Annotated in this window: 18 protein-coding genes; all 18 read left to right on the top strand. The window is 37.0% G+C overall.

What is annotated here, in order from left to right:
• Positions 1-9 precede the first annotated feature (9 nt).
• The 18 genes from ABXG98_RS08100 to ABXG98_RS08015 all read left to right on the top strand — a co-directional run bounded on the left by ABXG98_RS08100 (position 10) and on the right by ABXG98_RS08015 (position 19,165).
• Positions 10-3,147: an efflux RND transporter permease subunit gene (locus tag ABXG98_RS08100; protein WP_008128603.1), complete on the top strand. Its 3,138-nt coding sequence runs from the start codon at positions 10-12 to the stop codon at positions 3,145-3,147.
• A 96-nt stretch (positions 3,148-3,243) separates the two neighbouring features.
• Entirely contained in the window at positions 3,244-3,876 is a 633-nt protein-coding gene (locus tag ABXG98_RS08095) for a PepSY-associated transmembrane domain-containing protein (RefSeq protein ID WP_328589001.1), read from the top strand.
• Positions 3,876-5,726 carry a 2Fe-2S iron-sulfur cluster-binding protein gene (locus ABXG98_RS08090; protein ID WP_077283647.1) on the top strand — a complete coding sequence of 617 codons (1,851 nt, stop codon included), beginning with the start codon at positions 3,876-3,878 and terminating at the stop codon, positions 5,724-5,726. The genes ABXG98_RS08095 and ABXG98_RS08090 overlap by 1 nt, the downstream gene beginning before the upstream one ends.
• 32 nt (positions 5,727-5,758) lie before the next feature.
• Positions 5,759-6,091, top strand: coding sequence for a hypothetical protein (locus tag ABXG98_RS08085; protein ID WP_077283645.1), 333 nt, complete (start codon positions 5,759-5,761; stop codon positions 6,089-6,091).
• A 96-nt stretch (positions 6,092-6,187) separates the two neighbouring features.
• A complete protein-coding gene (locus ABXG98_RS08080) occupies positions 6,188-6,712 on the top strand; it encodes a c-type cytochrome (protein WP_008113900.1) in 525 nt (174 codons plus the stop codon).
• A 20-nt stretch (positions 6,713-6,732) separates the two neighbouring features.
• Positions 6,733-7,218 carry a YybH family protein gene (locus ABXG98_RS08075; RefSeq protein ID WP_077284507.1) on the top strand — a complete coding sequence of 162 codons (486 nt, stop codon included), beginning with the start codon at positions 6,733-6,735 and terminating at the stop codon, positions 7,216-7,218.
• Between the two features lie 28 nt (positions 7,219-7,246).
• Positions 7,247-7,729, top strand: a complete 483-nt coding sequence (locus tag ABXG98_RS08070; protein WP_077283643.1) for a YybH family protein — start codon at positions 7,247-7,249, stop codon at positions 7,727-7,729.
• 179 nt (positions 7,730-7,908) lie between these two features.
• Positions 7,909-8,724: a formyltransferase family protein gene (locus ABXG98_RS08065; RefSeq protein ID WP_077283641.1), complete on the top strand. Its 816-nt coding sequence runs from the start codon at positions 7,909-7,911 to the stop codon at positions 8,722-8,724.
• Positions 8,725-8,749: 25 nt separating this feature from the next.
• On the top strand, positions 8,750-10,450 hold the full coding sequence (locus tag ABXG98_RS08060) for an HD domain-containing phosphohydrolase (protein ID WP_353538169.1): 1,701 nt from the start codon (positions 8,750-8,752) through the stop codon (positions 10,448-10,450).
• 65 nt (positions 10,451-10,515) lie between these two features.
• Entirely contained in the window at positions 10,516-11,310 is a 795-nt protein-coding gene (locus tag ABXG98_RS08055) for a hypothetical protein (RefSeq protein WP_353538168.1), read from the top strand.
• Between the two features lie 7 nt (positions 11,311-11,317).
• Positions 11,318-13,309: a 2Fe-2S iron-sulfur cluster-binding protein gene (locus tag ABXG98_RS08050; protein WP_343816050.1), complete on the top strand. Its 1,992-nt coding sequence runs from the start codon at positions 11,318-11,320 to the stop codon at positions 13,307-13,309.
• Positions 13,310-13,313: 4 nt separating this feature from the next.
• Positions 13,314-14,063, top strand: a complete 750-nt coding sequence (locus ABXG98_RS08045) for a hypothetical protein (RefSeq protein ID WP_353538167.1) — start codon at positions 13,314-13,316, stop codon at positions 14,061-14,063.
• Positions 14,060-14,851 (top strand): cytochrome c3 family protein, encoded by a 792-nt coding sequence (locus ABXG98_RS08040; protein ID WP_353538166.1) that lies wholly within the window; start codon positions 14,060-14,062, stop codon positions 14,849-14,851. The genes ABXG98_RS08045 and ABXG98_RS08040 overlap by 4 nt, the downstream gene beginning before the upstream one ends.
• A gap of 17 nt (positions 14,852-14,868) precedes the next feature.
• Entirely contained in the window at positions 14,869-16,092 is a 1,224-nt protein-coding gene (locus ABXG98_RS08035; RefSeq protein ID WP_353538165.1) for an Aq_097 family APC-type transporter, read from the top strand.
• Positions 16,093-16,236: 144 nt separating this feature from the next.
• Entirely contained in the window at positions 16,237-16,626 is a 390-nt protein-coding gene (locus ABXG98_RS08030; RefSeq protein WP_353538164.1) for a hypothetical protein, read from the top strand.
• 190 nt (positions 16,627-16,816) lie between these two features.
• Positions 16,817-18,004 (top strand): hypothetical protein, encoded by a 1,188-nt coding sequence (locus ABXG98_RS08025; RefSeq protein WP_353538163.1) that lies wholly within the window; start codon positions 16,817-16,819, stop codon positions 18,002-18,004.
• Between the two features lie 11 nt (positions 18,005-18,015).
• Entirely contained in the window at positions 18,016-18,561 is a 546-nt protein-coding gene (locus tag ABXG98_RS08020) for a c-type cytochrome (protein ID WP_353538162.1), read from the top strand.
• 301 nt (positions 18,562-18,862) lie between these two features.
• Positions 18,863-19,165 (top strand): hypothetical protein, encoded by a 303-nt coding sequence (locus tag ABXG98_RS08015; RefSeq protein WP_343816029.1) that lies wholly within the window; start codon positions 18,863-18,865, stop codon positions 19,163-19,165.
• The last annotated feature ends 127 nt before the right edge of the window (positions 19,166-19,292 follow it).

The raw sequence follows: 19,292 nt of genomic DNA, 5'->3' as shown, positions 1-19,292 counted from the left end.
TAGATTATTATGATTGCTTCTATAATACGTTGGTCCGTTGGTAATCGATTTTTTGTATTACTCGCTACCTTTTTACTCGTAGGCATTGGTTTATATTCTGTTAATAAAACGCCTATTGATGCACTGCCTGATTTATCTGATGTGCAAGTAATTATTAAAACAAGTTACCCTGGTCAAGCCCCACAAGTTGTTGAAGACCAGGTTACCTATCCGATGACTACTGCCATGCTGTCAGTTCCTGGCGCAGTGACTGTTCGAGGTTATTCTTTTTTTGGTGACTCTTACGTGTATGTCATCTTTGATGAAGATACAGATTTGTATTGGGCGCGTTCGCGAGTACTTGAATATTTAAGTCAAGTAGCCCCTAGCTTACCCAGCAATGCACGACCGCAATTAGGACCTGATGCTACAGGCGTAGGTTGGGTATATTTATACGCCTTAGTTGATAAAACGGGTCAACAAGACTTAAGTCAATTGCGCAGTTTACAAGATTGGTTTTTAAAATATGAATTGCAAACTGTCCCTGGCGTATCAGAAGTTACTGCACTTGGCGGTATGGTTAAGCAATACCAAGTAAGAATTAATCCTGAAAAATTAAGAGCATTTGGGATCCCTCTTTCACATATTCAAATGGCTATTAAGCAAGGTAACCAAGAGATCGGGGCATCTGTTGTTGAAATGGCAGAAGCCGAGTACATGGTTAGAGCAACTGGTTATCTCAAAAGTGTTGAAGATTTAGAGAATATACCTTTAGGAGTCAATGAAAATGGCACACCTCTATTACTAAAAGATGTTGCAGATATTGGGACTGGCCCACAAATGCGTCGAGGTATCGCTGAGCTTAACGGTGAAGGAGAAACTGTTGGTGGTATCGTCGTTATGCGCTTTGGAGAAAATGCTCAGCAAGTCATTAATGGTGTTAAAGAAAAGCTAGAGCAATTGAAGAAAGGCTTACCTGAAGGGGTTGAAATTGTTCCTGTTTATGATCGCTCTGCATTAATAGAAAGGGCTGTTGATAACTTAGCTTATAAGCTATTAGAAGAATTTGGCGTTGTGGCGCTAGTTTGTATCATTTTCTTATTTCATGTCCGCTCGTCACTAGTCGCCATTGTGAGTTTACCTGTAGGGATATTGACGGCATTTATCGTTATGCATATGCAAGGTCTTAATGCGAATATTATGTCGCTAGGAGGGATTGCAATTGCGATTGGTGCCATGATCGACGGTGCTATTGTAATGATAGAAAATATGCACAAGCACATGGAAAAAACACCGTTAACTAATGAAAACCGCTGGAAAATAGTAGTGGAGTCGGCCAGTGAAGTTGGTCCTGCTCTATTCTTTAGCTTGTTAATTATTACGGTGAGTTTTGTTCCTGTTTTTACCTTGGAAGCTCAAGAGGGGCGAATGTTTGCTCCGCTTGCCTTTACTAAAACGTATGCGATGGCAGCATCAGCGGCATTAGCGATTACATTAGTCCCTGTACTGATGGGGTATTTTATAAGGGGTAAGGTTTTACCTGAGCATAAAAACCCGGTGAATCGCTTTTTAACCTTTATCTATATGCCTGCTCTAAAAACGGTATTACGTTTTCCAAAGACAACTTTAGTAGCAGCATTGGCAGTTCTTGCTATTGGTATATATCCACTTGACAAGATTGGTAGTGAATTTATCCCTCCACTTGATGAAGGTGACTTAATGTATATGCCTACAACTTATCCTGGTATTTCGATAGGGCAAGCACGTCAACTGTTACAACAAACGGATAAGCTGATTAAAACAGTTCCAGAAGTTAAAACTGTGTTTGGTAAAGTAGGTAGAGCGGAAACTGCTACTGATCCAGCGCCTTTAACAATGATTGAAACTTTTATTCAATTAAAGCCTCGTTCAGAGTGGCGAGAAGGTGTTACTACTGAGAGTTTGAAAAAAGAGCTAGATGGTTTAGTTAAGCTCCCTGGGGTAACTAATGCGTGGGTGATGCCAATAAAAACACGTATTGATATGTTAGCTACGGGTATTAAGACACCTGTTGGTATTAAAGTCGCAGGACCTGACTTATCGGTAATTCAGGACATCGGTAAACAATTAGAAGTTATTTTGAAAGATGTACCTGGAACAGCATCAGTATATTCAGAGCGTGTAGCTGGTGGGCGTTACGTTAAAGTTGATATACAACGCGCTAAAGCAGCTCGTTATGGTTTAAATATTAGCGAAATTCAGCAGGTTGTTGCTACGGCCATTGGTGGTATGAATGTCACCAAAACTGTTGAAGGCTTAGAGCGCTATCCAGTGAGTTTACGTTACCCACAAGACTATCGTGATTCGCCTGAAACATTATCTTTGCTACCAATAGTGACACCAAATGGACAAAGGATCTCATTAGGCGATGTTGCGAATGTGCTCGTTGAAGACGGCCCTCCGGGAATAAAGTCAGAAAATGCAAGATTAAATGGTTGGGCATTTGTAGACATTGAAGGTGTGGATGTTGGTAGTTACGTTGTTGATGCACAAAAGGTTGTTGAAGATAAGTTAAAACTTCCTGCTGGCTACTCAATTGCGTGGGCTGGTCAATATGAGTATATGCAACGTGCCAAAGCTAAATTGACTTATGTAGTGCCGTTAACCTTGTTCATTATTATTATTCTACTTTATCTGAACTTCAGAAATGTTATTGAAGTGGCAATGATCATGGGAACTCTACCTTTGGCTATGGTGGGTAGTATTTGGTTGATGTATATCCAAGGCTACAACTTCTCTGTCGCTGTAGGTGTTGGTTTTATCGCGCTAGCGGGGGTTGCTGTTGAGATAGGTGTGATTATGTTGGTTTATTTGAATCAGGCTTATCACGAAATGATTAATGATCATCAGTCAAAGGATATTTCAACAACGAAGGCTGATGTGCTTCAAGCGGTGTTACATGGTGCAGGCTTACGTGTACGTCCTGTCATGATGACCGCAGCAGCTATAATCGTTGGCTTATTGCCAATATTATATGGCACAGGTACTGGTTCTGAAGTGATGAGTCGTATTGCAGCACCTATGGTTGGTGGAATGCTAAGTGCGGTGATTTTAACTTTACTTGTTCTACCTGCATTATTTTATTTGTGGCGTTCGTCATCGATTAAAAATGTTTCGAGCAAGGCATAGAGCATGAAAACGTTGAAGGTTAGCCGGAAACTTCATCGGTGGTTGATGTTGTTTTTAGGCTTGCAGTTTTTGATTTGGTCGATATCAGGTGCCTATATGGTTATTTTTGATATTGACTATATCCATGGTGATAGTTTGGTGGTTAATCACCAAGCTAAAGTTAATGTGGATGAAATTACTTACCCATTATCTGCATTAGCTAAGCAATATCCTGACGCAAAAAACATTGCCGTTGAAGTTTTTATAGAGCAAGCCGTTTATCGTTTTACAGAGCATGACGAAAAATATGTTGTAAATGCTAGTAATGGGGAGAAGATTTCTCCCTTAAACAAAGTCGTAGCTATTAGCGCTGCAAAACACTATTACAGTGGTGATGGTGCGGTCCTTGAGTCTGAACTAATTACAGATAATCCACCGTTTGAATTAAGCCGTCGAGCATTACCTGCTTGGCGGGTTAACTTTGATGATTTTGGCAGTCCGTCGATATATGTTTCAGCTCAAACAGGAAAGCTTGTCAGTAAGCGACATGAATTTTGGCGAATCTTTGATTTGATGTTTAGTTTGCATGTCATGGATTACGAAGAAGAAGATCCAAGTAATAAACTACTTTTTTGGTTCACACTTTTTTCTATTTTTGCGGCAATTACTGGTGGTGTATTGAGTTACTTTGTTATTTTCAAAAACAGAGCAAAAAATACATTAGATAAAAGTATGGGAGTAGCTAGATAATGTTACTCCTTAAAAAGCTACATAAGTGGCTATCCTTGTTGGTTGGCCTACAACTACTAGTATGGTTAGGAACAGGCTTATATTTTAATTTGATGGATCATCAAAAGGCTTCAGGAAATCAATATAAACAAACTCCCGTTGTTGCCCAAGTTGATATTAATAGGTTAGTTGAACCACAGCTTGTCTTATCTCAATCAAAACAAGTCGTATCGTTAAAACAAATATCACTATTAGAGCACCCTTACTATTTGTTAACTCATAATAAAGGTTTATATAGCCATTTTGACAATGACTACTCTTTGGTTGATGCGTACACCGCTGAGCCAGTCGTTATTGATGAAACTATGGTTAGAAAACTGGCTCAGTCTTCCTACAATGGTAAAGGTGTGATTAAAAATGCAGTTAAATTATCACCTCCATATGAAGATATACCTCGTGAGCAAAATGAAGTGTGGCAAGTTAACTATGCTGATTATATTCAAACTAGCGTTTATATTGATGCTGGTTCTGGTCGAATAATTAAACACAGTAATGATGATAAACGGTTTGTTGATATTTTCTTTATGCTTCACTTTATGGATTATGGCACTGAAGGAAGCTTCAATAATGTTCAAATCATTTTATTTTCTCTTTTCACGCTTTTCTTTTCCTTAACTGGCTTTATTTGGACTATTGAGCTGCTCTTTAATGGTCAATACAAAGTTCGCTTTGGCAACAAAAGTCGAACTTTGGCGCTATTTGATAAAGATCTGGAGCTTATCGGGGAATTCGATTTAGCTACTAATACCAACTTACTTGACGGTTTAATTGATCATGATATTGCTTTGTCATCAACCTGTGGCGGTGGCGGGACTTGTGGCCAATGTAAAGTACGTCTTGATAGCAGTGTTAAAGTCACTTCAGCAGAGCATGTACTTTTAACAAAGGAACAATTGCAACAAGGTTACAGATTGGCTTGTCAACATGATGCAACAGAAACAAAGAGGCTAACATTAATTGACGTTACTAAAGCCAAAAAATACCTTCTTGAATTAACGCATAGTGAGTTTATTAGTCCCTATATAAAAGAGTTGCGTTTTAAAGTGCTTGGTGGTGAGAAATTAAAATTCAAAGCAGGTGCTCATCTTCGTTTCTATATACCACCAGCTAAAGGAATATCTATACCAGCGCGTCTTCCTGACGCTTTCAAATACCATTGGCGTGATATTGAGTATTTTGAGTATGAGCATCAAGCTTGTAGTCGAAGCTATTCTCTAGCTAATGGTGATGGGCAGATTGAAGCTGGTACTAACGAGTTAAAGTTTACCGTCAAAATTCAAAATGCTCCAAATAAAAGTATATATCCCGGTGTAGGTTCTAGCTACATATGCAATTTGGGGCTAGGGCAAACAATAGAAGCGGCTGGTCCATTTGAAGATTTTCACGCTAAACCTTCAAGTAATAAAACAATGATGCTTATCGGAGCAGGCTCTGGAATGGCACCATTGAAATCATTGATTGAAGAGCAATTGTGCTTCTACCAAAAAGAAAGAAAGGAAACTAGAGGTATCTATTTTTTCTATGGTGCTAGAACTGAGGAGGACTTGTTATATAAAGATGAGCTTTACAGGCTTTCTAGAAAATATCCAAATTTTTTTTACTACCCTGTTTTGTCTAGGCCGCATAAGAACTGGTCAGGAGCAAAGGGGTATGTTCAAGATTTACTCACATCAAATATTAACAAGATTTGTCAAATTGATGGTGTTGAATTTTATCTATGCGGCCCACCGAATATGATGTCGGCAACGATAAATCTTTTGAAAACTAAGAATGTTGATGCAACTAATATTGCATTCGATGAATTTATATAAATTAACCTTAATCACTAACGTAGGAGAAAACCATGAAAACTAACTTTATTAAAACTGTAGGCAAAATCGCTTTGATATTAGTACCAGCAATTACTTTATCAATGAATGCATCCGCTCATGATCCGAAAATGCATGCAAAAAAAGCAGAAAAAGCTGATTGTAGCAAAATGGATCATAGCAAGATGGATATGAAAGACCCTGTTGCAGTTGCAATGATGAAAAAGTGTATGAAGCAATCAAAATCTTCAATGGAGAAAATGGATCACAGCAAAATGAAAGAAATGGATCACAGTAAAATGAAAGGAATGGATCACAGTAAAATGAAAGGAATGGATCACAGTAAAATGGAAAAAAAGGAAAATTAATAAGCTAATAGTGATGATCACCAGAACCATTAATTAAATATTAAAAGTCACTTAATTGAAGCTCGTATTAAGTGACTTTTAAAGTAAGGAATTGTTATGAAAGCTCTTAAAATTCTATTGATATTATTGCTATTGGGAGGAGCTAGTGCAGCCACTGTCATGTATTCAGGGATAGTGAATGTAGCCGCAGATGAACCTCACAGTGACATTGTTTATTGGCTTCTTGAAGAAACTAGGGAGGCATCCATAAAGAAATCGGCTCAACATATCAAAGTACCTGATTTGGAAAGTCCTGAGTTGTTGTTAATGGGAGGAGCAGATTATGAATATATGTGCTCAAGCTGTCATCTAAAACCTGGATTAGAAGAAAGTGATATGAGCATTGGGCTGTATCCTCAACCACCTAATTTAAGTATTTCGCATGAAACTCATCAACACGGTACTGATGAAGAGCTTGCAAGGAAGAATTTTTGGGTGATTAAACATGGCATAAAAGCTTCAGGGATGCCAGCTTGGGGTAAAACTCACAGTGATGAAAGAATATGGGCCATGGTTGCTTTTATTAAGCGGTTACCGACTTTAACGCCTGAGCAATATCAAGTACTAACAGCCATAGACTAATGAGGAAAGACAGAAACAAAATGAAAAATATTTCGATAATGCTAACCACAGTTTCGTTAATGTTCTTAACCATGAGCAATGTTGTAACCGCTCATACAAGCGAAGGAAATAGTGCGAATAAACGTGATGAATTGCCTGTGCTAACAAGTAGTGCAGGTAAGGTTGTTATGCAATTTCATCAAGCTATACAGGCCAACGATAAGAGTAAAGCACGCGGATTTTTAGCTGATAATGTCATCATTTATGAAGGAGGTAGAGTTGAACGCTCAGCCGATGATTATGCAAACCACCACATGCTGGCTGACATGAAATATTTGGCTCAACTTGAAGTAAAAATACTTGAACATGAAGTAAGAGAGGTAGGACAGACAGCTTTTTCTATGTCTAGAACAAAGTTGACTGGAGAGTTTAAAGGAAAAGAAGTGAACAGTGAAGGCATGGAAAGTATGGTTCTTTTGAAAAAAGATGGGAAATGGAAAATAGCTCATATCCATTGGTCCCATTAATTTAAACATAATAATTCAGAGGTTAAAAATGAGAAAATTTATTGCAACTTTTATTGCACTTATCATCAGTATATCGGCTGTGGCTCATGATGATAGAGATCATAGTAATAAAGACAAAAAGGCGATTGTTGATGTGATTAAAAGCATCAAGTATGGCTGGGAAAATGGTGATGGATTGCCGTTTCGACGTAACTTTTTAGATTTTGAGGGGGCACGTTATATCGAAGGAGGAGGACAAAATGCAGGGTTAGATTCGCTAGTCGAGCATCACGTAGAGCCTGAAAAGGATGCTTTGGAATACTTAAAATTGAGTTTTAGTGAAATAGAAGTTCACTTTGAGGGCGAGGATAAATCTTTTGCGTGGGCAATTGCTGACACGCGTATAAAGGGCAAAGTGAATAAAAGTGGCAAAACATTCGACAAAAAAGGATTTCAAACATTCTTATTTCGCAAAGTAAATGGTAACTGGAAGGTTGTGCATACCCACTCCTCTAGTAGAGATAATAAGTGATAATTGTTTAAAACTACAAGGCATGATGACTGGTTAGCTTAAGCCTTTAAATGAATTGAATAGGACTTTGAAGTGAAAAAAATAGAGAAGAAAAAGTACTCAGATTTTTACGAGTTTAACGTCACTTTAGGTCCTATTGATAATTATCACACCTCTTTTTTTGAGTTGAGGTTCGGATTATGAGAATAGTTTACTTTGGCAATAATATGTTTTCTTCGTGCTTAAAATATTTAATTAAGGACGGCTTTGAAATTGAAAGAGTTTACATTAACTCGCCCGATTTTACGTCTTCGGCTATATCAAAATTGTGCGAAACACATCAAATTCCCTTATTCAAAAATAAGCCTATGAGTGAAGAGCTTGAACATTTGATTTCTATGGGTGTAGAAATGTTCATAGTAGCTGAGTATCTGCATATATTACCTGAAACAGGTGTTAAGTATGCGATTAACATACACCCATCAAGGTTGCCAAAAGGCAGGGGGCCAACTCCATTACCGTACTTATTAAAGTATCCAGAACATTCAGGTGTATCAATTCATAAGTTAACGAATGTGGTAGATGGTGGAGACGTGATTCTTCAGTCTGATGTCCCCATTCAAACAAATGAATCCATCACAACTGTAATGGTCAAAATGCATATTGAAGCTGTCAATTTGATAAAGACCTTTCTTTCGGATGTCGAATGTCATTATAAAAATGCTAAGCCTCAAACTGATTATTCATATTTTCCACGAATAGATATAGGAGAGCGGATACTAGATTGGAAGCAACCAACATTAGACATTAACAGCAAGCTTCGCAGTTTTGGTTTTTTGGGTTTAATTCTTAGATTAAATAACCTCTTTTGGAATGCCAAACATATAGAAGCCGTGGAGTGCGTTCATCTTTATGAAGCAGGAGAGGTTATATATGAAGATGAATTTTTACTAGTTGTTAGTTCATATGACGGAATTGTTTGCGTCCACAAATATTCATTATCTTTGGTTGCATGATGCTATTGGAACTGGATGATGCAGCATGATTATTAAAATGAAACCGTTAAAGAAAGTTGCACTTACCGTTGTGGTGATCTGGACAATTATTGTTACAACGCTAACTGTAAACTTAATCATATCATCAAAAAAAAGTGCGGTTAAAAATGCTAAAGATGATGCTTTTTCTGCAATTGAACACATTGATGCGACGATAAAACTATTAATAAGTGACTACCAAATTAACGATATGAGCTTATCAAGACAATTTGATTTAAAAGGACTTGAATCTAATAGTGGCGTCGTATCTATTGAACTTGGTATAGAGAAACCAAAAGTTTCTCTAGTCTTTGTACAAGAAAATTCAAATGTTAGTAACCAAAATACTTTTTTAGATGAATGGCAAAAAAAACTACTCGGTGTCTTAATCGATAGAAACGAGACAACTTATTTTATTGATGAGAAAGGTCAAAGCTCATTTTTAAGAGCTGTAGAGCCAAGAGCTGTAGATCAAGACTGTCAAATTTGCAGTCTAGTAGGACTTGAGAAAAAGGGTGGTTACTTTGGAGGTGTTTTTGTTTCGGTGAATATGAGTCGATACCTTTCAGAAGCGTATTTACACGCATGGAGTATGATTCGAAGCATAGGAATAATTTGGGTATTAGGTATAGCTGCAATCATTTACGGCTATAAAAAAACCAGTAGTGCAGTAAGTAAAAAACTAAGAAATTATGAAGAAAGCGTTTTTAATTTAGTCGATATAATAGAGAAACGAGATAGCTATACCGCTGGTCACACCCGAAGAGTTGCAAAATATGCGATGTTACTTGCTGAAGAGCTAAATGTTTCGAGTATTAAAAAAGAGCTACTTTACAGAGCATCGATGCTACATGACATAGGTAAAATATCTACGCCAGACTCTATTTTATTAAAGCCGGGGAAGTTGAGTGATTTAGAATATAAAATTATTAAAAACCATGTAACAACCAGTTATGAGATTCTCTCTAAAGTATCTATCTATAAAGATTTAGCAGAAATAGTTCGACATCATCATGAATATTATGATGGCTCTGGCTATCCCCAAGGTTTAAAAGGAGCCGAGATTCCTTTCTTATCTCAAATTCTTACGGTTGCCGATGGCTTTGATGCCATGACCACAGATAGAATTTATAAAGGTAGAAAATCTGTACAAGAAGCAATTCAAGAAATTTCTAAATTAAGTGGGCAGCAATTTAACCCTGTAATTGTTCAGTCTGCGATTAATGTCTTATCTAAAGTAGATACCGATCGCAAGATTTCTCAGCTACCAGAGTCGGATTTACAGCATGAACGTTTCTCATATTTCTATAAAGATAATGTGACACATGCATACAATCAAAGGTACTTAGAGCTTTTATTGTCAAAACAAAAACAAGAATTAAAAAAATATCGGCATGTTTTGCTAATTAGAGTGCATAATTTTTCGAAATATAACTCAGAACATAGCTGGAATAAGGGTGATGAGAAGCTTATAGAAATTGTAAATTCTCTTCAAAAATTTGAAGAGAACCACCTTGTATTTAGGCTATTTGGAGATGACTTTATTCTGTTGCTCAAAAGGAAAATTGACTCATCTGAAAGGGAAGAATTATTGAGGAAAGAAGTAAATGGAACATGCTTATATTATTCAACACGTTATATAGATTTACCCGAAAATAAATTGATCGATATGGAAGAGCTGGAAAAAATTATGCACATGCCTGAATAGGTTGTTTTTCTTTAAAATCATTTAAATAAAACAGTTATGAATCTAGCACTAATGGAGTACAACAAATGAAATTTACTAAATATAAAATATATAACTACATTGGAATTGTCTTCATTCCCTTGTTGCCTTCATGCATAAGTGCAGCAGAGCCAACGGTAGATAATCAATCAAAGAGTTATCAAGATAAAAACTTTACCAGCATTCAAAAGTCACTACAGCAAATGAATAATAATTTGCAAACTTTGCCTAGCAGAGAAAACGTCAAATTAAGCACTTCAAATGATCTTGAAACAATCGGAGATAATCAGGGTGATACCTCTAGTAGCCTGAACCAAAAAATGGGGCGAAATAAAATGGGTATGATGACCAAGAAAAAAAACTGTATGGGCAGAATGTGTAAAATGATGATGAAAAACAAATCAATGATGGGGACCAAACCTTTACCAGAAAAACAAGGCTCGTTATCTACCAAGACTGATGTTTTACCCGGCTATCAAGATGCACCACACCTATATCACCTTGGTGAAACCGACTTTTTTTTAGATTATGTATCTGAACTTGAACTGACTTCAGGGCAGGTTGAACACTTGTTTAACATAAAGCAGCAATGGGGAATTACCCAACGAGAAAAAGTTACTCTGCGTGAACAACTCGAAAAGCGTTTGTGGAAAGAGACCGCTTCAGGAATGCCTAATTTAAATGAGGTTAGAGATACTCTTTCAGAAATAGAATCTGTCAATTCAGCACTACGATTATCATTTATCGAGATGGTAGGTCAATCTGTAGACGTTTTATTGCCGCAACAAGTGGAACTTATTAAAAAAATAAATATATCAAAAGAATTTGATAGTAAGGGATAGGTCTATAATGAATTTCTTTTTTAATAAAACAGTTATTACTTTATCACTTTGGGTTACTTTATATTTCTATTGCTTAGTATCATTTGCCCAGCAAGGGAAAGATGAACATGCGAGTCACCACCCAAAGAATTCACAAATTGCATCGGTTTCACCAACTCAAAAAAATATTGTCGTAGCTAATAATGACGGTGTGAGTAACTTATCTGTTGATAGTGTTGGCCAAACACAAACCTCTGTTATGTCTAAAGGCCCAGGAATGGGTAAAAAGATGAACGGAATGATGGAGCAAATGGGAGCACCTAAGCCTAAAGATCTCTACCCTACATTAATGCGTCTATCGAAACTTCCTCCTCACTTGGCCGATGAAGTACTTCAAAAAGCCATAAATAGAATGCAAAAAGGTAATCAAATAATGGTAGACGGCTTTATGTCGTTAGCTAATGCCGATGGTCAGCAAAACTATTCTGAAATGCAATCTTCTATAGAAAAAATAGAGCAAGGTTTAAGTCAATACAATAGTGGTTTAGCTACCAAAAGGGCGATAGCAGAAGGGCAGGAACCAAGACGAGTGGCTCTTCAATGGTTTAAAAGTCAAATGAACCTATTACCAACAGTGCCTAAAAGCGAGCAATCAAATATATTCGGAATAAGCATACTTCACTTTGGTGTTATGACTATTTTGTTTTTATTTGCGTTTGTTTTTATTTGGGTATACGCCTTTAAAATGAAAAGAGCATCTGCGCTGTTAGAAGAATTAAAGGTAGCTCCAGTCAAGGAGCCGCAAGTGATAGACAATGAAAATAAGAAAGAAGTTTCTGAAAATATAAACAATAGCCCCACGTTTGATAAGTCTAGTGAGTTGAATGGAGCATTGGTTACTAGTAATGAATCTACAAATTTCGCTTCAAAGAAAAAGGGCGTTTTCAAAGGTACTGTATATGTCATCGGAATATTTAATGAAACACATGATGTAAAAACAATTAGATTGGCATCTTTAGCTGGGGAACCTCTGCCATTCAATTATGAGCCAGGTCAGTTTGTTACTTTTTCTCTCAATATCCCTAATCAGCCTAAAGTAATAAAACGCTCTTATACCATTGCCTCGTCACCCACTCAGAGAGATTATTTTGAAGTAACAATAAAGAGAGAGGAGCAAGGCTTAGTCTCTCGCTTCATGCACGATAACGTTTACATAGGAGATGCGCTTGAAATAAAAGCACCTAATGGTAAGTTCTACTTCAACGGAAATAATGAAGAGAACATTGTCTTAGTATCTGGTGGCGTTGGGATTACCCCCATGATGAGTGCTGTCAGATACTTAACCTCTACATGTTGGAAAGGAAATATCTATTTTCTTTTTTGTGCGAGAACATCAAATGACTTTATTTTCGAACGAGAATTAAGGTATTTACAATCTCGTCATAAAAACTTACATGTCTTAGTAAGCATGACACGAGTTGAAGGAACTGCTTGGATGGGACCTCAAGGTAGATTTACTTCTCAATTGGTAAACGACTTTGTTCCAGAGCTATCGGAAAAAACTGCTCACATCTGTGGGCCTCCACCGATGATGGATGCTATGAAAAACATGCTTATTGAGTTAGGTATGATGCCTGAAAGAGTGAAAATTGAAGCTTTTGGTGGTAGTACCCCTGTGAAGAAAGAAAATAAACAACAAAGTCCTATCAAGAGGAATTTAGATAAAAATACCAATATCAAAGATAAGGCAATTAATAATGGTTTTGAAGTGTCCTTTACTCAGTCAAATAAACATGCAAAAGCAGCCGAAGGAGAAAGCATTCTTGATGTTGCGGAAAATTTAGATGTTGATATTGATAGCTCTTGCAGAGCAGGAAGCTGTGGCTCATGTAAAGTCAAGTTACTCGAAGGGCAAGTAGAAATGGATGTTGATGATGGCCTAGAGGATGATGATAAAGAAAATGGTTACGTATTAGCTTGTCAATCAATACCCAAAACCCCTGTAAAGGTAGAGGTATAAAGTGATGGCAAATCAAGAACGGACAATTGTCGCCAGTTTAGTGTTACTGATGATCGTGTTATGGGGGGGATTTGTTTGGCATAGTTCACCACGTTTTCCAGGCAGTTTTAGTGGAAGCATGCTCGGAATAATAGCCGCCTTTTTGTTGTTTTTTCCTTTGATTTACCTAGTGATCAAGAGAAATAAATCAATAAAAAGCTGGGTGACCAAGAAGGTTTCTATGTCAACACTATTGGTTTGGCATATCTATGCTGGAGTGATAGGACCAATCATAGGATTACTACATAGCGCTCACCGTTTTGATAGTTTACTTGGTATTTTATTGGTGCTCTTAATGATACTAGTTGCGATTAGTGGTTTCATTGGACGATATATACTTAGCTTAATATCGTCAAAATTAAAAGATAAGAAAAAACTAAAAGAAGAATTAAAAAATGAATTAAAAGATGAACAAATTGAACTGCATGAACGATTTTGTTCGAAACATATTAACGCTATTCCAAGTGATTTAAACTCACACTCTCCATCACTCTTTTCATCTAGTCTTGGCTTAGGTCGAACTAGCAATGAGAGAAGAATTTTGCGATTGGTCGATGCAATATCAGATATTGAATATAGCATTCGTATTCATGATACAGCGAAGCTTTGGTTCAAACGGTGGTTAAAATTTCATATATCTATTTCCATGATCTTATATGTGCTCATAATTTTTCATATAACTGCTGAAATTTATTTTGGCTTGAGGTGGTTATGATCAAATATATTTTTGGTGGAATTATAGCAGTGATTATAGCTGCGTTGGTAAGTCACTATTACCATTCGAGTGAGTTACCCGATGTAAATTGGGAAATGACCGTTATCCCTGGAGATTTAAGTGAAGCCCATTCCTTTTTAGAAGATGATTGTCAAAGTTGCCATACGCCAATAACGGGGGTTACGCGTGAAAATTGCGTTGTTTGCCATGCCAATGATACTCAAATAATCCAGCGTCAGCCTACTGTGTTTCATGTCGATATAGCCGAATGTAATTCATGTCATATGGAACATCAAGGAAAAGCAGCACGCATATCTACAATGGACCATGAGGCACTCTCTGATATAGGTTTACGTATGTTACCTGAAGATAATACCCCGTTTGATCAAGGTACGGCAGTGCAAAAACTTTTTAAAGAAATGTTAACGGATAATCGAAAAGTGGATCCGCTTCTTATTAATTCGCATGTTAGTACAAAAGAAGCGTTGCTTAATTGTGCTACTTGTCATGCTAACGATGATAGGCATTTTGGGTTGTTTTCAGATGATTGTGTTCAATGTCATAACACTGAACAGTGGTCTCTATCTTCCTTTGTTCACCCATCAAACAAGTCAAACGACTGTAATCAATGCCATGAGGCACCACCTAGCCACTATATGAAACATTTTAAAAAGATATCTGCAAAGGTTGCAGGGGAGCACAAAGCACCTGTAGAAGAATGTTTTGCTTGTCACCAAAATACCTCTTGGAATGACATTAAAAAAGCTGGCTGGTATAAACATCATTAATCTTAGGAGTATGAAGTATGTTGCATAACGGTATTGCAATTTTCTTTTCATTAGTTGTAGTTATAGTTTTGTTTAATAAACGATTTCGCTTTTCGCAACAATGGAGGGCGACCGTAACTCCCTTAGCCTCAATCATTGGCAGTGGATTTTTAATTGTTGCACCACTACTGCATGCCACTATGGGAAAGTGGGCATTAGCTGGAATTGTAGTTTTATCACTGTTTTCATTAGCTTTGGGAGCTATTATTCGCTTCAACATACTTCATGCTGAGCAATATTTAGTTGAAAACCCTAATGGATCTATTGCAAAGCTAGAACAGGTTGGTCAATGGTTTCTTGGAGGGGCATATGCAATATCTGTCGCTTTTTATATCAGTCTGTTTTCTGCATTTGTTTTTGACCGCCTTGGTATTGAAAATTTGTATATTGTAAGGGTTGCCACAACAGCGGTATTACTTTCGATAATGGCTGTAGCTTGGATTAGAGGTGCGAAAGGTTTAGAAGCTATAGAGCTTTATGCTGTGACCATCAAACTTTCTATTATAGTTGGTGTATTGGTTGCTTTGTTTACTTATGACATATCGACAGGTAAGGCTTGGTTTGAACATTCAGCTACTCAGAGTCTAAGTGAATTTGAAATAATTAGCATGCTAGCTGGTATGCTGATGGTTACACAAGGGTTCGAAACAACTCGTTTTATGGGGGCAGAATATTCAGCAACTCAACGTATAAAGGCAGTCAAATATTCACAAGGGATCGCAATTGTACTGTATGTCATTTTTATAGGGTTAACCTGTCCAATATTTCTAGAATTTCCTATTGTTGAATTAAATGAAACTACGATTAGCCATACATTAGGCAAAGCTGTTTGGGTCTTACCTATTCTGCTTTTAATTGCTGCAACAGCAAGCCAACTAAGTGCTGCACTAGCCGATACAATCGGTGGTGGAGGTCTAGTTAGAGAGCTTCTCAAGTCTAAAATTTCAACTAATATGGGATACATGTTAGTGGTCATTTTAGCAATTATTTTGGTCTGGACTTCGAATGTTTTTGAAATAATTAACTTCGCTTCTAAAGGATTTGCTCTTTATTACTTAGTCCAGACGCTAATTACAATAATGCTATTGCTTAAATACCAGAATAAAACAGGGAGAGTATGGCTAAAAATCATTGGGAGCGCGTTCATAGCTGCTTCTCTCGTATTTGTAATTCTCTGGTCTGTACCTGCACCACATGGTTAATTGGATGATGAATGAGAGTAACCATAATTATTTTAAGGGATTGTTTGAATGCTTGATTTCAATCAATATTACCAGAATAAATATGCTATAAGTTTATAGTGAAGTAACATACTAGTGAGGATAAAACTGTCCATGGGGCAACGTTTGAATTGGCTATTTTATATTTTGATATATTTGTCTGTAAATGGACAAGTATTTGCTACAGCTATTCATTTGTGTTCTGAAATGGCCATAACTTCTAATGCACTAACATCTCTAAACAATACTGTTAATATCCATGATCATCATGATGGTGGGCACCAAGAAAAATCTGAAAGTAATCATGCTAATCATGACTCAAAAACAATGGATAATTGCCACTGTATAGATTGTGATTGTATGCCAGATTATACAGGGCAGGCAAACTCTTCATTAGTTCAAGATATTAATATATCAGGTTTTCTACCTGTAATTTCGAAGGCTAATAAAAGCTTAATTCAAAACTTTATATCGCAACCTCAATCTAACCCGTATCGCCCTCCAATATTCGCTTAATAGGGATCAGTGTGCCTATTTTTAGGTAACTGACTTCCATTAATTCAAAAAAGTTTAGAGCACCATGAAAACTAAGATGGCTTTGACTAAAAGCAAAGTGTGCTCTTTTTGCTCTATAACTAATTCTTATTTTTAAATTAACTCAGTGTGAGAAATAACTCACGCCTAAACAAAATATTAAGGTGATACCATGAAAAAGGTACTTCTCCAATCGGCTGTTGCAGCAGCCATTTCAATGTCTTTGATGACAACTGCTACCGCACAAGAAAGTTCTGCTTTAGATATTGGTCGTTTAGCATTGGCTGGTTACGGTGACGTAACTTATGCATACCAGCCAGATATGAAAGATGAAGAAGGCAATGATATTCAAAATAATGTTGTTGCACGGTTTGTTCCTATTTTCTTGTTTCAATTATCTGAAAAGATTCATATCGAAGCAGAGTTAGAATTTAGCACTAATGCTGAAGGGGAAACTGAAACAGAACTTGAATATGCAAATATGCATTATTTCTTTAATGATAATACCATTATTACTGCGGGTAAGTTTTTACTACCTTTTGGTCAATTTGGTGCAAATTTACATCCTAGTTGGATTAATAAAGCTGTGAGTAATCCGGGAATTTATGGCGGACATGGAGGCAACGGGTCTTTAGGTGGAGTGACTAGTATCATGAATGATACGGGAATTAATGTCGCTAATACCTGGGTCTTAGGTGATGCAGGACGAATATTTACTGATTTCTACGCAGTAAGTGGACCACGCCAGGAAGAAGGAGACCATGGTGGCGGTGTCGAAATTGAATCAAAAAAAGGTGATAACAATGACTCTATGGCATTTGGGGGAAGAATAGCCTACGCGTTTTTACCTGAATGGGAAATAGGGATGTCTTATTATAGTGGGGCGTATAGTGACGATGGAGATCTAAATTATAGCGCATATAACATAGACTTTAACTGGGTTGGAAGTTACTCCAGTGTAAGAGGAGAAATCTTTGGCTCTACCGCTGAAACCGAGGGAGAGGAAGAAGGCGAAGAGGAAGGGCATGGAGAAGAGTGGGTTAAAGACTTCGATAAGAGTGGATGGTACATTCAAGGAACCTGGCAGGCTAGACAACTAGGTAAGTCGTGGTTAAACCCTGTTGAATTTGTTGTACGTTACTCTGATATTGAATCTGATTTCGATGGCAGTATTGAACATGATTTTGAAGAAGATGGAGGGAAAACCGGAAGTCGAATTTACTACGGTGTAAATTATTGGTTAGAACCTAGTGCAGTATTAAAGCTAGGTGCGGAAAGTACTTCAATTGAAAACGAAGAAGCTAGTCATACATCCGTACCTGATGACCGAATTTTCTTACAACTAGCTTTCGGATTTTAAGGAGAACCATTATGAAATCAATTAAATTTGTGTTCACAATTATTGTGTTAACTACGAGTGCTTTTTCAATAAAGGCACAGCACGTCAATGATCCATCTTTAGTCGCTAAAGGGGCCAAAGTGTATAGTGAGAATTGTGCTCGTTGTCACAATGCACGTCCCGCTGAAGAGTATTCTAAGAAAGAGTGGTCAGTGGTTATTCCTCATATGAGGGCGAAAGCGCATATGACTGGCAAAGAAGCACTTGCTGTAGAAGCCTTTTTAGCCAGCACATTGACAGCGGATGTTAGAAATGCTGAAGAGTATACAAAACCAAATGCTCCCAAAAAATCGGGAGAGGAACTGGTTACCCAATTTGGGTGTCAAGGTTGTCATCAAATTAAGGGAGAAGGTGGTAAGTTGGGTCCAGCATTAGATGGAGTCGTCGCAAGTAAAGGAGAATCGTTTGTCTTGAAAAAACTAATAGATCCGAAATTTAACAATGCGGCTTCAGCTATGCCTAAATATCCGATGAATAAAGAAGATATTAAGGCAATTATAGGTTTTTTAAAGGAATAAAAACTTAACTATAGCTGTTGAATAGTTGCGGTAAACATATTGTTTTTAAATATGTTTACCGTTTAATGAAGGTGCAAAAAAGCAAAGGCATTTATACTCATGAAATAAGACTTAGGTCTAATACAATTAATTGATCTAAAACATGACAATTATTGGGAAATAAGCTAGTATGAGGGGTGTGAGAAATTTAAGTTATGGTAAATAAATAGTGTTCAATTTTAGAGGTGTTATAGCGATTGTTATAATTTTGTTGTTTAGTCAACAAAGTTTAGCTTCGTATGCGCCAATGGATTGTGAAAACATGAAAAAGCCCATGATTTCTGATAATAGCTCTCACATTGCTAGTCAAATGGCTATGCACGATCACAATAGCATGTCAGTAGATAAACAATCTGCACATGAAGAGTGTGATACTTGTAATGCAGGTGACTGCGTTTGCCCCAATATCGGGGGATGCTTTAGCTCTAATATATCTACCTCAACTCAGCCTATAGAACAAAGCCTTATGCATTTCGCTGATAATGGTAAGAGATTTCTTTCTCAAAACGAACATCCTGATTCAGGTGTATATCTACACCTATTCAAACCACCTATTCACATTTAATCCTTAGGATCAGTGCGTCTTAAATACGCATATCGATTCAACCTTTTTAAGCTGTTAAGTCTAATTTTGGTAGTTAATTCTCCCATTGTTAGCTATTGCATCCTAGGCTTAGCAGTTTTTTTTAATC

The sequence above is a fragment of the Colwellia sp. KU-HH00111 genome, from assembly GCF_040362745.1.
Taxonomy (GTDB): Bacteria; Pseudomonadota; Gammaproteobacteria; order Enterobacterales; family Alteromonadaceae; genus Colwellia.
Note: the sequence above shows the minus strand (reverse complement) of the source record. Positions and strands in the feature narration are given on the sequence as shown.

What these genes read in the sequence shown, in the direction of transcription:
- ABXG98_RS08090 (WP_077283647.1), top strand. Translation starts at nt 3,876, where the DNA reads ATGTTACTCCTTAAAAAGCTACATAAGTGGCTATCCTTGTTGGTTGGC.
- ABXG98_RS08075 (WP_077284507.1), top strand. Translation starts at nt 6,733, where the DNA reads ATGAAAAATATTTCGATAATGCTAACCACAGTTTCGTTAATGTTCTTA.
- ABXG98_RS08095 (WP_328589001.1), top strand. Translation starts at nt 3,244, where the DNA reads ATGGTTATTTTTGATATTGACTATATCCATGGTGATAGTTTGGTGGTT.
- ABXG98_RS08035 (WP_353538165.1), top strand. Translation starts at nt 14,869, where the DNA reads ATGTTGCATAACGGTATTGCAATTTTCTTTTCATTAGTTGTAGTTATA.
- ABXG98_RS08040 (WP_353538166.1), top strand. Translation starts at nt 14,060, where the DNA reads ATGATCAAATATATTTTTGGTGGAATTATAGCAGTGATTATAGCTGCG.
- ABXG98_RS08070 (WP_077283643.1), top strand. Translation starts at nt 7,247, where the DNA reads ATGAGAAAATTTATTGCAACTTTTATTGCACTTATCATCAGTATATCG.
- ABXG98_RS08020 (WP_353538162.1), top strand. Translation starts at nt 18,016, where the DNA reads ATGAAATCAATTAAATTTGTGTTCACAATTATTGTGTTAACTACGAGT.
- ABXG98_RS08055 (WP_353538168.1), top strand. Translation starts at nt 10,516, where the DNA reads ATGAAATTTACTAAATATAAAATATATAACTACATTGGAATTGTCTTC.
- ABXG98_RS08085 (WP_077283645.1), top strand. Translation starts at nt 5,759, where the DNA reads ATGAAAACTAACTTTATTAAAACTGTAGGCAAAATCGCTTTGATATTA.
- ABXG98_RS08050 (WP_343816050.1), top strand. Translation starts at nt 11,318, where the DNA reads ATGAATTTCTTTTTTAATAAAACAGTTATTACTTTATCACTTTGGGTT.
- ABXG98_RS08065 (WP_077283641.1), top strand. Translation starts at nt 7,909, where the DNA reads ATGAGAATAGTTTACTTTGGCAATAATATGTTTTCTTCGTGCTTAAAA.
- ABXG98_RS08060 (WP_353538169.1), top strand. Translation starts at nt 8,750, where the DNA reads ATGATTATTAAAATGAAACCGTTAAAGAAAGTTGCACTTACCGTTGTG.
- ABXG98_RS08045 (WP_353538167.1), top strand. Translation starts at nt 13,314, where the DNA reads ATGGCAAATCAAGAACGGACAATTGTCGCCAGTTTAGTGTTACTGATG.
- ABXG98_RS08080 (WP_008113900.1), top strand. Translation starts at nt 6,188, where the DNA reads ATGAAAGCTCTTAAAATTCTATTGATATTATTGCTATTGGGAGGAGCT.
- ABXG98_RS08015 (WP_343816029.1), top strand. Translation starts at nt 18,863, where the DNA reads ATGAAAAAGCCCATGATTTCTGATAATAGCTCTCACATTGCTAGTCAA.
- ABXG98_RS08100 (WP_008128603.1), top strand. Translation starts at nt 10, where the DNA reads ATGATTGCTTCTATAATACGTTGGTCCGTTGGTAATCGATTTTTTGTA.
- ABXG98_RS08025 (WP_353538163.1), top strand. Translation starts at nt 16,817, where the DNA reads ATGAAAAAGGTACTTCTCCAATCGGCTGTTGCAGCAGCCATTTCAATG.